At 68.2% G+C, this 13,936-nt stretch carries 16 protein-coding genes and 1 tRNA gene; 12 read left to right on the plus strand and 5 right to left on the minus strand.

The genetic code is table 11. The features are described from left to right. The first annotated feature begins 2 nt into the window (after positions 1 to 2). The 3 genes from OCL97_RS17420 (at position 3) to OCL97_RS17430 (ending at position 2,138) form a co-directional block, all read left to right on the plus strand. Positions 3 to 497, plus strand: coding sequence for an ion channel (locus OCL97_RS17420; RefSeq protein WP_377371109.1), 495 nt, complete (start codon positions 3 to 5; stop codon positions 495 to 497). 74 nt (positions 498 to 571) lie between these two features. After that, positions 572 to 1,288 carry a BON domain-containing protein gene (locus OCL97_RS17425; protein WP_377371110.1) on the plus strand — a complete coding sequence of 239 codons (717 nt, stop codon included), beginning with the start codon at positions 572 to 574 and terminating at the stop codon, positions 1,286 to 1,288. Positions 1,289 to 1,328: 40 nt separating this feature from the next. Beyond that, on the plus strand, positions 1,329 to 2,138 hold the full coding sequence (locus OCL97_RS17430) for an aminoglycoside phosphotransferase family protein (RefSeq protein WP_377371111.1): 810 nt from the start codon (positions 1,329 to 1,331) through the stop codon (positions 2,136 to 2,138). On the opposite strand, the gene msrB is transcribed toward OCL97_RS17430, so the two are convergent. Continuing rightward, positions 2,135 to 2,629: a peptide-methionine (R)-S-oxide reductase MsrB gene (gene msrB / locus OCL97_RS17435; protein WP_377371112.1), complete on the minus strand. Its 495-nt coding sequence runs from the start codon at positions 2,627 to 2,629 to the stop codon at positions 2,135 to 2,137. The genes OCL97_RS17430 and msrB overlap by 4 nt on opposite strands. Positions 2,630 to 2,849: 220 nt before the next feature. On the opposite strand from msrB, the gene OCL97_RS17440 reads away from it, so the two are divergent. Beyond that, complete coding sequence (locus OCL97_RS17440) at positions 2,850 to 4,829, plus strand: acetyl-CoA carboxylase biotin carboxylase subunit (protein WP_377371113.1); 1,980 nt, start codon at positions 2,850 to 2,852, stop codon at positions 4,827 to 4,829. Then, complete coding sequence (locus tag OCL97_RS17445) at positions 4,829 to 5,227, plus strand: DUF805 domain-containing protein (protein WP_377371114.1); 399 nt, start codon at positions 4,829 to 4,831, stop codon at positions 5,225 to 5,227. Before OCL97_RS17440 ends, OCL97_RS17445 begins: the two co-directional genes overlap by 1 nt. A 154-nt stretch (positions 5,228 to 5,381) precedes the next feature. Here the strand turns inward: OCL97_RS17445 and lipB are convergent, their stop codons facing one another. Then, complete coding sequence (lipB, locus tag OCL97_RS17450) at positions 5,382 to 6,107, minus strand: lipoyl(octanoyl) transferase LipB (protein WP_377371115.1); 726 nt, start codon at positions 6,105 to 6,107, stop codon at positions 5,382 to 5,384. Between the two features lie 67 nt (positions 6,108 to 6,174). On the opposite strand from lipB, the gene OCL97_RS17455 reads away from it, so the two are divergent. The 7 genes from OCL97_RS17455 (at position 6,175) to OCL97_RS17485 (ending at position 11,594) form a co-directional block, all read left to right on the plus strand. Next, entirely contained in the window at positions 6,175 to 6,435 is a 261-nt protein-coding gene (locus tag OCL97_RS17455; protein WP_215339996.1) for a FliM/FliN family flagellar motor switch protein, read from the plus strand. Between the two features lie 54 nt (positions 6,436 to 6,489). Then, positions 6,490 to 6,574 (plus strand) — tRNA-Leu (locus OCL97_RS17460). 65 nt (positions 6,575 to 6,639) lie between these two features. Beyond that, positions 6,640 to 8,091 carry a magnesium transporter gene (gene mgtE, locus OCL97_RS17465; RefSeq protein WP_304778294.1) on the plus strand — a complete coding sequence of 484 codons (1,452 nt, stop codon included), beginning with the start codon at positions 6,640 to 6,642 and terminating at the stop codon, positions 8,089 to 8,091. Between the two features lie 67 nt (positions 8,092 to 8,158). Continuing rightward, positions 8,159 to 9,583 carry a lysozyme gene (locus OCL97_RS17470; protein WP_377371116.1) on the plus strand — a complete coding sequence of 475 codons (1,425 nt, stop codon included), beginning with the start codon at positions 8,159 to 8,161 and terminating at the stop codon, positions 9,581 to 9,583. A gap of 93 nt (positions 9,584 to 9,676) precedes the next feature. Further along, positions 9,677 to 10,843 (plus strand): isovaleryl-CoA dehydrogenase, encoded by a 1,167-nt coding sequence (locus OCL97_RS17475; protein WP_377371117.1) that lies wholly within the window; start codon positions 9,677 to 9,679, stop codon positions 10,841 to 10,843. A 77-nt stretch (positions 10,844 to 10,920) separates the two neighbouring features. Then, entirely contained in the window at positions 10,921 to 11,331 is a 411-nt protein-coding gene (locus OCL97_RS17480) for a DUF3574 domain-containing protein (protein WP_377371118.1), read from the plus strand. Positions 11,332 to 11,390: 59 nt separating this feature from the next. Continuing rightward, complete coding sequence (locus tag OCL97_RS17485) at positions 11,391 to 11,594, plus strand: hypothetical protein (RefSeq protein WP_377371119.1); 204 nt, start codon at positions 11,391 to 11,393, stop codon at positions 11,592 to 11,594. Here OCL97_RS17485 and OCL97_RS17490 read toward each other — a convergent pair. The 3 genes from OCL97_RS17490 to OCL97_RS17500 form a co-directional block, all read right to left on the minus strand. Then, positions 11,591 to 12,406 carry a helix-turn-helix domain-containing protein gene (locus tag OCL97_RS17490; RefSeq protein ID WP_377371120.1) on the minus strand — a complete coding sequence of 272 codons (816 nt, stop codon included), beginning with the start codon at positions 12,404 to 12,406 and terminating at the stop codon, positions 11,591 to 11,593. The genes OCL97_RS17485 and OCL97_RS17490 overlap by 4 nt on opposite strands. A gap of 184 nt (positions 12,407 to 12,590) precedes the next feature. Next, the gene (locus OCL97_RS17495) at positions 12,591 to 13,046 is read right to left on the minus strand and encodes a hypothetical protein (RefSeq protein WP_377371121.1); all 456 of its coding nucleotides are present in this window, start codon (positions 13,044 to 13,046) and stop codon (positions 12,591 to 12,593) included. Positions 13,047 to 13,142: 96 nt separating this feature from the next. Next, positions 13,143 to 13,936: S8 family serine peptidase (locus OCL97_RS17500; RefSeq protein WP_377371122.1), on the minus strand; the 794-nt coding region annotated here is incomplete at its 5' end.

A 13,936-nucleotide genomic window follows, 5' to 3' on the forward strand; every position in this document is an offset into this window, starting at 1 on the left:
CCATGAACGTGCTTGCACACCAGCTTCTGATCTCCACGGCCATCGTCACGGCGACCGTGCTTGTCCACCTGTTGGGCCTGGACGTTCTGCAGGCGCTGCTAAAGTGGCATCTGGAGCGCTTCACCCGCTGGATAAACCTGGACCGCGTCCTGGTCCCGCTGGGCGTGGTCCTGGGGCTCTTCGTCCTGCACGGCCTCGAGATCTGGCTCTACGCGCTGGTCTACTGGAAGATGCAGATGCTCCCGACCTTGGAGCAGGCGCTCTATTTTTCCACCAGTTCCTATTCGACGGTCGGCGAAACCGGCGCGATCCTGCCCGACCGTTGGCGCATCGTGGGGGTTCTGGAGGCGATCAACGGCATGCTGCTCATCGGCTGGTCCACCGCCTTCCTGTTCCAGATCCTGCACCACCTGATGTGGGATGACAGCGACAATCACCCGCTTCCCAAGGGCGCGATCGTCAAGGCCTCCAAGCCGCGTCGAACACGCCTGAAGTGACCCGCTAGGCCGGAACAAGCCCACCCGCCCGGGGTTGTTGGACCAGCAAGTCCTTACAACCTGGGAAAACGCAGATGGGCGATGGAAGCAACGAGCGCGGCGGGCGGCCTCCCGAGTATCGCCGGAACCCCCGCCACAGCCAAGATTGGGATGAGGCGGCGGCCGACTACCAGGCTGGTGAGGACGACCGTCCCGGGCAGGGCCAAAGCTTTGAGAGGGGCTATGTCGGCCCCCGCTATGGGGTCGGCAGCTACGCAGGATTTACCGGAGGCTATGGTCAGAACGGCTCCGATCCTGGCGAACGGGTCTCGCCCTACGGCGACCGCGTCTATCGCGGCGATGGCGGACGCCAGGCTCAGGAAGACAGCCGGGGCGGGCGTTCCTATGGCGACAATGGGCGGCAAGGCGGTGGCCGCTATGAATCCAGCCCGCGCCAGGACCACCCGGGCGAGTATCGCACCTACCGCGTGACCGGCCATCGGGGCCTCGGCCCTCAGGGCTACATCCGCAGCGACGAGCGCATCAGCGAGGATGTCCACGACCGCCTGACCGACGATGACCACATCGACGCCTCGGGAATAACCGTGGCGGTGCAGGATGGCGAGGTCACCCTGACGGGCACGATCGGCGATCGCCGCGCCAAGCACCACGCCGAGGCGATCATCGAGCATATCGGCGGCGTGAAACACGTGCAGAACAACCTTCGCTTCGATGCAGGCGCCACGCGCCGTCCGCCTGCTCCGATGGGTGAGAACACCGTCCTGCGGGACCAGGCCGAAGGCGAAAGCTGACCCTGCTGACACTGCTCGCCGCCGGCCCTAGGGTGGCGGCGTGTCGGAGGAGACGTTCAGGACCTGGATCAACCGTTGGCGCCTGACGCCCGACGGGGAGCCGTTCACCAGCCTTGGGGGACGGCTTCTGCCTGTTCGCAAGGACGGGATCGCCGCCATGCTCAAGGTAAGCCATGCGCCCGAGGAGATCGCCGGGGGCGTCCTGATGGCCTGGTGGAACGGGGAGGGGGCCGCGCCGGTCCTGGCGCACGAGGGCGAGGCTCTGCTGATGGTCCGCGCCACCGGCGCCGGATCGCTCGCCGACATGGCCAGGAACGGCCAGGACGGCGACGCCAGCCGCATCATCTGCTCGGCGCTGGATGGCCTCCACGCGCCGCGCGCTGGGAAGCTGCCCTACACCCTCAGGCCGCTGCCGGACTGGTTCGGGCAACTGGCGCCCGCCGCCAACCGCCACGGCGGCGTCCTGGCCAAGTCCTACGAGATGTCGCGGGCGCTGCTGGCCGATCCGCGCGAGGTCCGCGTCCTGCACGGCGACGCCCACCACGGCAACTTCCTGGATTTCGGCGACCTGGGATGGCTGGCCATCGACCCCAAGGGGCTGATCGGCGAGCGTGGCTATGACTACGCCAACCTGTTGTGCAATCCGGACCTGGCCACAGCCGTCATCCCCGGACGTATCGCCAGCCAGGTGAGAGTGGTGAGCCAGGCGGCCGTGCTCGAGCCTGTGCGGACGATGCAGTGGCTGCTGGCCTATGCCGGCCTCTCGGCCTCGTGGACCCTGGCAGATGGGAACAACCCCGCCGGCGCCCTGCAGATCGCGCAGATCGCGGCGGCGGAGCTGGGCCTCTAGGCGATCGCCAGGTGCTGGTTGTCGCCGCGCTCCAGCGGATCGCGCAGCGCCTGACCGTTCTGCACGAACTCCAGCGAGATCGAATTGATGCAATACCGCAGCCGGGTCGGCGCGGGACCGTCGGGGAAGACATGGCCCTGGTGGCTGTCGCAGCGGGCGCAGCGGGTCTCGATGCGGATCATGCCGTAGCTGGTGTCCTTCACCGCCAGGACATGAGCCTCGTCGATGGGGGCGAAGAAGCTGGGCCAGCCGGTGCCGCTCTCGAACTTGGTCTTGGCCTGGAACAGCGGCAGGCCGCAGAGCCGGCAGCAATAGGCGCCGTCCTCCTTATTATCCAGCAGGCCGCCGCAGAAGGCCGCCTCGGTGCCGTGATGCAGCAGCACCTCGGCCTCTTCGCGGGTGAGATCGTCCTCGAGGCGCTTGCGTTCCGCTGCGTCGGGAGGTGTCAGGTCAAAACCGGACGGGGAGAGGGTGGCTTCTGGCGTGCTCATGCGGTCCAATCTAGGGTCTCTCCCCCAAGTACGGAAGCGCTGCCCGAGCCTTTCTGTTTCAGAAATCTCTTCTGAAACAGAAAGGCTCGGGCTTTTGATGTTGAGCGTGACGGGCGCCTGAACCGGCGCCCACTTCAGGCTGTCACGCTGTAAGGGAGGTTACGTCATGCCCAGGACCACGGACTGTCTCGCCCGCGCGATTTTGCGCTAAGACATCAGCATGTTCTCAAAGATTCTGATCGCCAACCGCGGCGAAATCGCGGTCCGCATCATCAAGACCTGCCGCCGCATGGGGATCGCCACCGTGGTGGTCTATTCCGAGGCCGACGCCGACAGCATGGCCGTCGAGATGGCCGACGAAACCGTCTTCATCGGTGGCGCGCCGGCCTCCGAAAGCTACCTGGTCGCCGACAAGATCGTGGCCGCGGCCCGGGAAACCGGCGCGGAGGCCATCCACCCCGGCTTCGGTTTCCTCTCGGAAAACGCGTCCTTCGCGCGGCGGCTGGAGGAGGAGGGGATCGTCTTCATCGGTCCCAACCCCCACGCCATCGAGGCGATGGGCGACAAGATCGAATCCAAGAAGTTCGCCACCAGAGCCGGGGTCTCGGTGGTCCCCGGCCACGTCGGGGAGATCGACGACACGGCGCACGCCATCAAGATCAGCGAGGACATCGGCTATCCGGTGATGATCAAGGCCTCGGCCGGCGGCGGCGGCAAGGGCATCCGGGTCGCCTGGAACCAGAAGGACGTCGAGGAGGGCTTCCCGGCGGTGAAGGCCGAGGCCAAGTCGAGCTTCGGTGACGACCGCATCTTCATCGAGAAGTTCATCGAGAGCCCGCGCCACATCGAGATCCAGGTGCTCGGCGACAAGCACGGTAACGTCGTCCACCTGTTCGAGCGCGAGTGCTCCATCCAGCGCCGCAACCAGAAGGTCATCGAGGAGGCGCCGTCGCCTCTGCTGGACGAGGAGACCCGCGCCGCCATGGGCGCCCAGGCCGTGGCGCTCGCCAAGGCCGTCAACTACGACTCGGCCGGCACGGTCGAGTTCGTCGCCGGCCAGGACAAGAGTTTCTTCTTCCTGGAGATGAACACCCGCCTGCAGGTGGAGCACCCGGTCACCGAGCTGATCACCGGGGTCGACCTGGTGGAGCAGATGATCCGCTCGGCCTATGGCGAGAAGCTGACCTTCGCGCAGAAGGACCTGGCCATCAACGGCTGGTCCATCGAGAGCCGCATCTATGCGGAGGACCCCTATCGCGGCTTCCTGCCCTCCATCGGCCGCCTGGTGCGCTACTACCCGCCGGAAGAGGGCCAGGTCGGCGACGTCATCGTGCGCAACGACGCCGGCGTCCGCGAGGGCGACGAGATCTCGATGTTCTACGACCCGATGATCTCCAAGCTCTCGACCTGGGCGCCGACGCGGCTGGCGGCCATCGACGCCATGGGCCGGGCGCTGGAGGACTTCCACATCGAGGGGCTGGGCCAGAACATCCCCTTCCTGGCCGCCGTCATGGACCAGGAGCGGTTCCGAAGCGGGCAGCTCTCCACCAACTACATCAAGGACGAGTTCCCCGAAGGCTTCCTCGGGACCCCGCCCACCGACTGGCAGCGCGACCTGGTCTCGGCCGTGGCCTGCGCCATGCACCGCATCGTAACCGCCCGCTCCGCGCCCCAGCTGCTGCGGGACGAGTGGATCGTCATCGCCGGCCACGACAAGCGCCTGGTGCGCCTCTCCAACGGCGGGGCGGCCTATCAGGTGGAGTACGTGAACGAGAACCGGGCGCTCACCCTTACCGACGTCGACTGGCGGCCGGGCAAGCACGTGTTCCGCGGCGTGCTGGACGGCAGGGCCTTCACCGTGGCGGTCAAGCCCGCCGCCGAGGGCTTCGTGATCCGCCACCGGGCCACCACCCTCAATGTCCTGGTCCTGACCCCACGCTCCGCCGAGCTGCATGAGAAGCTACCGCCCAAGAAGGCGGCTGACACCTCCAAGATGATCCTCTCCCCCATGCCGGGTCTGGTGGTGACCCTGGACGTCATTCCCGGCCAGCTGGTGCGGGCCGGCGAGGCGGTTTGCGTCGTGGAGGCCATGAAGATGCAGAACATCATCCGCGCCGAACGGGACGGCACCGTGAAGACCGTCGGCGCCCAGGCTGGCGATTCGGTCGCCGCCGACGAGGTGCTGGTGGAGTTCGCCTGATGCAGACCGACTGGGCGGCCCTGTTCTTCACCGCAGGGGGCCGCCTGGGCCGGACGCCGTTCCTCATCGGGGCGGCGCTGCTGATCGCCTTGGCGGCGGTCTATGAGGCGGTGGCCGGCGTCACCCTGCACTGGCTGACCGGCTGGTTCGTCTATCCGGCCCTGATCTATGGCGGCGCCTGTGTGCTGTCCAAACGCCTGCACGATCGGGGCAAGTCCGGCTGGTGGGCCGCGCCGATTCTCTTCGCCCTGGTGGCCGTCTGGCAGCCGCCGATGAACCCCGCCGATGTCCTGCTGTCGCTGCTGCTGGTCTGGGCGGTGGTGGAGCTGGGGGTCATGGGGAGCGAGCAGGGGACCAACCGCTATGGCGCCAACCCGCTGAGGGCTGCGGTGGCCTGAAGATCTTTTCCTCCCCTGTCGCGAAGCGAACGGGGGAGGGGGACCGCGCGTAGCGTGGTGAAGGGGGCGAGCCCCATCCACGGTGTCCGGTCGCGCCCCCTCCACCGCCTATCGGCGGTCCCCCTCCCCCATAAATTGGGGAGGAAAGAAAGCGTCAGATCGGCGCCTCCACTCGCTCCACGGGCCCGAACACCTGGCCGAAGCTTTCCATCAGCGCGGCGTCGGCCTCATCCATGGTGACCGGCAGGCCCAGGTCCACCAGGCTGGTGACCCCGTGCTCGGTCTGGCCGCAGGGGACGATGCCGGAGAAGTGGTCGAGATCAGGCTCCACGTTCAGCGAGACGCCGTGGAACGACACCCAGCGGCGCAGCTTCACCCCGATGGCGGCGATCTTGTCCTCACGCGTGCGCGCGCCGGACACCCGGCGCTCGACCCAGACGCCCACCCGGCCATCGCGAATCTCTCCGGTCACGTTGAACCGCGCCAGGGCGCCGATAACCCAGGCCTCAAGGCCAGCGACGAATGCGCGCACGTCGCGTTGGCGGGCGCCCAAATCCAGCATCACATAGGCCACGCGCTGGCCTGGGCCGTGATAGGTGAACTGCCCGCCGCGGGCCGTCGCGAAGACCGGGAATCGGTCCGGCTCCAGCAGATCGGCCGTTTTCGCTGAAATTCCTGCCGTGTAGAGCGGCGGGTGCTCCAAAAGCCAGACCAGCTCCCCCGCCTTGCCCTCGGCGATGGCGGCGGCGCGGGCCTCCATGGCGGCGACGGCGGCCTCGTATCCGACATATCCGGTCGAAACGGCCCATCCCACAGGGGCGCCGTCGGCCCTTCCGAAATAGGGCGCGGGAGCGTCAGCATTTAACGACCGGTCAAGCATGTCAGCGCCAATGTGGGCTCGAGGATCGGGGGGCGCAAAGCCCCCTTTGATTTCTTAGCGTTTTTTGATGGGTGGGGTTTTGGGTCAGGTTAACGCCGTCAACGTCGAGATTTCGGTGGTGCTGGGTCGCTCCACCCTGCCCATGCAGCAGCTGCTGCGAATGGGCCGGGGTGCGGTGATCCCGCTGGACGCCGGTGTCAACGAAGAGGTGTGGATCCTGGCCAATAACCACCCCGTGGCCCGTGGAGAGATCCAGATCAACGAGGATCGCATCTCCATCGCAGTCACCCGCGCGGCCGATGTTTACGACTATATGGCCGGCGGCTAGCCACAACGCTTCACAAACGCGCGGGGGTTTGCTACCTGCCGCGCCTCACCACGAGCGGTCGTGGCGGAATTGGTAGACGCGCAGCGTTGAGGTCGCTGTGGGGCAACCCGTGGAAGTTCGAGTCTTCTCGACCGCACCAGTGAATCAGGGTCTTTCGCAGCTGCAGAGCTAGAACATCGTCATACGTTAGGAGGGGAGGTCCGCATGAGCCGCGACACCGAACATCCTAAGGACGACGTTCTGGACCTGCGGACCTCGCGAGAGAGCCTGACGTCCGCCGAGGTCGAGGACCTCGAGGATCTCGCCCTTGGCGAGGACTACGCCCTAAACCCTGACTTCGTGGCCATGGTCGTCGATGCGATCGACCGTGGCGACGCCGAACGCCTGCGCGAGTTGCTGGCGGCCCTCCACCCGGCCGACGTGGCCGACCTGATGGGCTTCCTATCCTCGGACTACCGCTCCGAAGTGGTGGCCCACCTCGATCCCGAGGCCCTGGCCGAAATTCTCTCCGAACTGGACACCGAGATCCGCGAGGACGTGCTGGAGCACGTCCCCTACGCGACCCTGGCCAAGGCCCTGGGCGAGATGGACTCCGACGACGCGGTGGATGTCGTCGACGACCTGGAGGACGACAAGCGCGCCCAGGTGCTGGCCGCGATGCCGGAGATGGAACGCTCGGCCATCGAGAGCAGCCTGGCCTATGAGGACGAGACCGCCGGCCGCCTGATGCAGCGCGAGGTGGTCTGGGCCCCTCAGTTCTGGACGGTCGGTCAGACCATCGAGCACTTCCTGAAGGAAGGCGATGAGCTCCCCGAGCTGTTCTTCGACGTCTATGTCGTCGATCCCTCCCACAGGCCTGTGGGCGCGGTTCCGGTAAGCCACCTGCTGCGCACGCGGCGCGACGCGCCCCTGGCCCAGGTCATGGAGGCCATCACGGAAATCCCCGTCCAGATGGACCAGGAGGAGGTGGCCTATATCTTCGACAAGTACCACCTGATCTCGGCGCCCGTCGTGGAGCCGGGCGGGCGGCTGGTGGGCCAGATCACGGTCGATGACATCGTCGGCGTCATCCAGGATGAGACCGAGGAGGACATCCTGGCCCTCGCCGGGGTGACTGACGCCGGCCGCGACGCTGGCGTGCTGGGCATCGTCCGCTCGCGCCTGCCGTGGCTGATCCTCAATCTGCTGACCGCCACCGTGGCCGTCAGCGTCATCGCCGCCTTCCAGGACGAGATCACCAAGCTGGTCACCCTGGCGATCATCATGCCCATCGTGGCCTCCCTGGGGGGCAACGCCGGCACCCAGACCCTGGCGGTCGCCGTCCGCGCCCTGGCCAACCGTGAACTGAACGCGTCGAACGCCATGCGCATCTTCCTGCGCGAGGTCAGCGTCGGCGTCCTGAACGGCGCGACCCTGGCCGCCATCATGTCCGTGGCGGTCTTCCTCTGGTTCCACGACCTGCGCCTGTCCATCACCGTGGCGTTGGCCCTGATCGTGAATGTGTCCATCGCCGCGGTGGTGGGAACCCTGGTGCCCCTGACCCTTGATCGCCTGGGACGCGATCCGGCGGTTTCGTCGTCGGTCTTCGTCACATTCGTGACCGACTTCATGGGTTTCCTGTCCTTCCTGGGCCTGGCGGCTGTGATCCTTCTGTAACCGGCCTCTATCTTGCCCGTTGAGACCCAAGCGCTTCGGCGTCTGTCTCAAAGTGGGTCAACTGGCCATGAAACCGCGTCATCACGTTTCCCGAACTGCGATCGACCTGATCAAGCGGTTTGAGGGTTACCGCCGGAAGTCCGCCCAGCTCGCCGATGGCCGCTGGACGATCGGCTATGGCCACACGCTCACGGCGCGAGACGGGGCGGAAGTCTCGGAACAGGACGCCGAGGCCCTGCTGCTCTACGACCTGATCGCGGTCGCCCACTCGGTCAACGAGTGGACCTACACCCCGCTGACCCAGAATCAGTTCGATTCGCTGTGCGCCTTCGCCTTCAACATCGGCGTCGACAACTTCCGCCGTTCCTCGGTCCTGCGCCGGGTCAATGAAGGCCAGCTTCTGCAGGCGGCCTGCGCCATGGAGCTGTGGCGCAAGGCCGACTTCGAGGGCGAACGCATCGTCATCGACGCCCTGGTCCGCCGCCGCTCGGCCGAGAAGACCCTGTTCCTCACCCCGACCCACGGCTGGGTCCCGGCCCCGTCGCCGATCCTGCGTCCCAATGTGGACATGGACGCCGCCGGCGTCGTGCCGCGCGAAACGCCCACGGCGCTCAAGGCCCCGATGGACGGTCCCCGCGCCATCGTCGAGCGCGAGACCGATTTCGTCGCTCCCCACGCGGCCCCGGTTCTGCCGGTGGAGGCGGTCGGCCCCGTCACCGTGGCGACGGCGCAACCCGCGCCGCTCCTGGTGCCGGTCGTGCCGGAAGAGGAATTGAGCCCCACCCAGACGGCGGCGGCCAGCGTCACCTCGCGCCTCTCGACGATCTTCCGCGACACCACCGCCGAGGAGCCGGCGTCCCAGGCGCCCTTCGAGCCCGCGCCCCGCGTTGAGCCGACCCCTGAGCCTGAGCCCGAGGCCCCTGCGCCCGCGCTGGTGGAGGCCACGCCACAACCGGTCTTTGTCCAGCCCACCGCGCCGCCGCCCGCCGCGCCCATCGCCATGGCCGGGGGCGATCGCGCCTTCGTCCTGACGCCGCCGGAAGAAACCTACGAGCCCGCGCCGATGGAGCGGCCCCGCCTGGAGCTGCCGGTCGCCGCTAACGAATCGCACCCGACCCTGTTCGACCGCCAGACCTCGGCGGCCAACGACCAGCTCAGCCTGCCGTCGCCGCCGCGCGAAGAGCGTCGTATCCTGATTGACGACACCCTGGACTACGACCCCGCCTTCGACCTGCTGGAGCCGGAGCAGCCCAAGCTGAGCCTGCCGCTGCTGGTGGGCCTGACCGTGGTGGGCCTGGCCTTCTTCGCCGGCGGTCTGTTCTGGGCGGCCAGCGTCAGCCCCGACAGCGACGGCGGCCTTCTGAACCCCATGACCGTGGGCTGGATGGCGGCGCTCGCCGGCATCGGCTTCTTCGGGGTTGCGGTCTACCTCATGCTCGACCGTCTGGGTCGGGGCGACCTCGACGAAGAGGACGACCTGGACGCCGAGTAAATCTGTTCCCGGGGGGGGATAGTGGGGAAGGGGCCTGGTGCGTATCGCCGGGCCCCTTTCTCGTTTTGGGCCTAGTCGTGCTAACACCGCTGCATGATCCCCAACCCTGGACCATCGCTGGATTTCGGACTTGGCGAGACCGCCGAGGCCATCCGCGACACCACCGCGCGCTTCGCGGCCGACCGCATCGCGCCCCTCGCGGCGCAGATCGACGCGACCAACACCTTCCCGCGCCAGCTTTGGCCCCAGATGGGCGAACTTGGCCTGCACGGCGTCACCGTCGAGGAAGAGTTCGGGGGCCTTGGTCTCGGCTACCTCGAACACGTGGTGGCCATGGAGGAGGTGAGCCGCGCCTCGGCGTCAGTCGGCCTCTCCTACGGCGCCCACTCCAATCTCTGCGTCAACCAGATCCGCCGCTGGGGCTCCGACGAGCAGAAGCGCCGCTACCTGCCGCGCCTGATCTCCGGCGAGCATGTGGGCTCGCTGGCCATGAGCGAGAGCGGGTCGGGCTCCGACGTCGTCTCCATGAGCCTGAAGGCCGAGCATCGCGGGGATCGCTACGTCCTGAACGGAACCAAGTTTTGGATCACCAACGCGCCGCACGCCGACGTCCTGGTGGTCTATGCCAAGACAACGCCGGGTGAGAGCAGCAAGGGCATCACCGCCTTCCTGATCGAGAAGGACTTCAAGGGTTTCTCGGTCGGCCAGAAGCTCGACAAGATGGGCATGCGCGGCTCCGACACCGGCGAGCTGGTGTTCGAGGACTGCGAGGTCCCGGAAGAGAACGTCATGGGCCCGGTGAACGGCGGCGTGGGCGTCCTGATGAGCGGCCTGGACTATGAGCGCACGGTGCTGTCGGGTGGGCCGCTGGGGATCATGCAAGCCTGCCTGGACGTGGTTCTGCCCTACGTCCGGGAGCGCAAGCAGTTCGGCAAGCCCATCGGCTCGTTCCAGCTCATGCAGGGCAAGGTGGCCGACATGTACGTCGCCCTGAACTCGGCGCGGGCCTATGTCTATGCGGTGGCGCGGGCCTGCGACGCGGGCCAGACCACGCGGTTTGACGCGGCGGGCGCGATCCTGATGGCCTCGGAGAACGCCGTGAAGGTCAGCCTGGAGGCGATCCAGGCCCTGGGCGGCGCGGGCTACACCCGCGACTATCCGGCAGAGCGCCTCCTGCGGGACGCCAAGCTCTACGACATCGGCGCCGGCACCAACGAAATCCGCCGCTATCTGATCGGACGCGAACTGATTGGGGCATGAGGCGGCGTATCAACGCTTTGTACACCTCCGATTCACCTTAGATGGACCGACCACGCCGGGGGGCGGAGGTGAAATTGATGCGTACCGCCCTTGTCCTGATGTCTCTGATCGCCCTGTCTGGGTGCGCCAGCCTGGAACCGCGGCTCAGCTGCGCAGCAGGGGAGGAGCCCATGCGCACCGCCCAGCTGTTCTTTGGCCAGAACATCGGCGACAAGCCCGGCGTCTCCGACGTTGAATTCCGCAAGTTCACCGACGAGATCCTGACCCCGCGCTTTCCGGAGGGCCTCACCGTCCTGGACGGGGGCGGACAATGGACCGGCCCGGAGAACAAGCTGATCCGCGAGGCGGCCAAGGTGGTCGTCCTGGTTCTGCCCGCCGCCAATGGCGAGAACCGCCGCAAACTGGGGGAGGTTCGGCAAGCCTATGTTGAGCGGTTCCACCAGGACAGCGTGATGATGGTCACCCAGCGCGCCTGCGTGTCCTTCTAGGTCCGGAACAAGACTCGCGACCTGCGGGTTCTCTTTCCCGAACTGAAGGAGAAGAACCCATGCGTAAGATTCTCATGCTCGCCCCGGCCGCCGTCATCGCCATGACCCTGTCGGCCTGCGGCACCACCACTACGGAACGAGCGGCCACCGGCGCCCTGGGCGGCGCGGCCGTCGGCGCCGTCGTCAGCGGCGACGCCAAGGGCGCGCTCGCCGGCGCGGCCATCGGCGGCATCGCCGGGGCGGCCACCACCCCGCGCAACTAGCCCGACCCGTCCAGCCCGGCGGCCATGGCTCGAAGAGCCCGGGCCGTCGCGGCGTCGGCCGGGAAGAAGGTCTCCAAGGTCAGTTCCGACAGGGTCACGTCCACCGGGGTGCCAAACACCGTGGTCGCCGACAGGAACGACAGAACCCCCCTATCCTCCGTGTTCAGCTGGAACGGGATCGCCACGCCGGCGAATTCGTCCGACGGCTTGCGCGGCGCCCGGCCGCCCGGGATCGGATAGGCCCTGACCTCGGTCAGCAGCGCCGCCAGCCCCGCGTCGGCGGTCAGTTCCACCTCACGCCGAAGCCGCTCCAGGATATGGGCCCGCCACTCGTGCAGATTGGCCGTGCGTCGCGCCAGGCCGCGCGGATGCAGGCTCAGCCTGATGACATTCAGCGGCGGCGTCAGAAGGTCAGCGTCGATCCCCTGAAGCAGCGGCCCAACCATGCGGTTGGCGCTGACCAGGTTCCACTGACGGTCCACGGCCAGGGCTGGAAACGGCTCATGCGCAGTGAGGATCAGCTCCACGGCGCGGCGCGCTGCGGCCAGTTCGGGATCGTCCAGGGACCGCTGCGGGAAGACCGGCGCGAACCCCGCGGCCACCAGGATCACATTGCGCTCCCGCAGCGGTATCTCCAGCTGATCGGCCAGGCGCAGCAGCATGTCGCGGCTGGGCTGGGCGCGGCCGGTCTCCACGAAGCTGAGATGGCGGGTCGAGATCTCCGCCTCCAAGGCAAGGTCGAGCTGGCTCATCCGGCGGCGTTGGCGCCAGTCGCGAAGGTGGTCGCCCACGGCCGAAGCTGTTCTGGTCATGACCCCACGATAGCGCTCAGTTCGCTCAGGCTCCATGACCTGGCAGGTAATCGGGGAACCTCTGCGCGGACATGCGAAAGGCCGCCGGGGGCGCCCGGCGGCCTTTCCACTGTCAGACCCGGCGCGGCTCACGCAGGCCTCTCCAGGCACGCCCAGGTCTGCAGCGTCCGCTCCAAGGGAAGCCTCAGCGGGGGCGCGAGACGGAACCCTGAGCAGATGCGTTGACGCCGACCGAGGCGTCCGCCCCGTCGCGGGAGGCGTTGGCGTTGGCGGAGGCGTCGGCGTCAGCCGAGGCGCTGGTGGACCGGGCCGCTTGGGCCGCGGCGCGCTTGGCGGCGCGGGCCTGAGCGCGCGCTTCTCGAGCGGTCTGGGCGGCGGTGTCGCGGGCATAGTCGGCCGAAGCGCTGGCCGTATCGCGGACGTATCCTGAAGCGCCGCGAACCATTGAACCGGCCCCGCTGGCGTCCACGGAGCCGCCGAGCGAACCCGAGCCGGTCACGCCGCCGCCGATCCCGCCGACCATGCCTCCCAGACCGCCGCCGCCGCCAAGGGCGCCGCCGACCAGCTGAGCGTGGGCGCCCGTGCCAAGGGCGAGAAGAGCACTTGCGGCCGCGGCCGCGATCATCGTGGTTCTACGCATGTCGTTCTCCCAATGTCTTCGAGCCGCAGTTGCGTCTCATGAGAGGTCCAACGCTGCGACCCGTACTTTTCATCCCAGGTCTTTTGATTTTTCCGATCACTCGCCCGCGAGCAGGGCCCGGCCGGCGCCGACGGCGGTGGGAGAGGTCCGCAGGTCGAACGCCACGAGGCCCTTGCCGTAGGTCGGATCGGGGCCGCGGGCCCCAAGGTCGGTCGCCTGCCGGGCCAGGCCGGCCATCGCGCGCGCCGCGGCCGCCCTGTCAGGGCTGGCGAGCTCCAGGGCCAGGCGGCCGGCCACGAGGGGCGCGGCGAAGGAGGTGCCGCGCAGGGCCACATAGCCTCCCTGGCTCGAAGCGGCGGCCATGTCGGCGCCGGGGGCCGCGAAGTCCACGTGACCCCCGCGCCCGGCTTCGGGCAGCACCCTGCGCCGCGCGTCCACTCCGGTGACCGACACCACGCCGGGATAGGCCGCGGGATAGAGCGGCGGGGCGGCGGGCCCGTCATTGCCGACGGCGGCCACCACCAGGTGCCCGCGCGCCACCAGGGCGGCTACGGCCGCCTGCAGGGTGCGGTTGGGCGGCCCCACCAGGCTGACATTGATCACGGCGACCTTGCTCCGGGCCATCCAGGCCAGGGCCTGGGCGATGATCGCCGCCGAGCCTCCAGTGGGCGATCCGCCGTAGACGTCGGCCACCAGCAGCCGCGCGCCGGGCGCGGCGCCCCTGAACGCCCGTCCACGGCCAACCATCAGGGAGGCCACCGCGGTGCCGTGGGCGCTGACCTTCAGGCCGCCGGGCGCAAAGCCCCGCTGCTCCACGGGGCCCAGGCTGGGGTGCGCCGCCACCCCGCCATCCACCAGGCCGATCCGGACGCCGGCCCCGCCGCCGCGCG

The sequence above is a fragment of the Phenylobacterium ferrooxidans genome (assembly GCF_042714595.1).
Taxonomy (GTDB): domain Bacteria; phylum Pseudomonadota; class Alphaproteobacteria; order Caulobacterales; family Caulobacteraceae; genus Phenylobacterium; species Phenylobacterium ferrooxidans.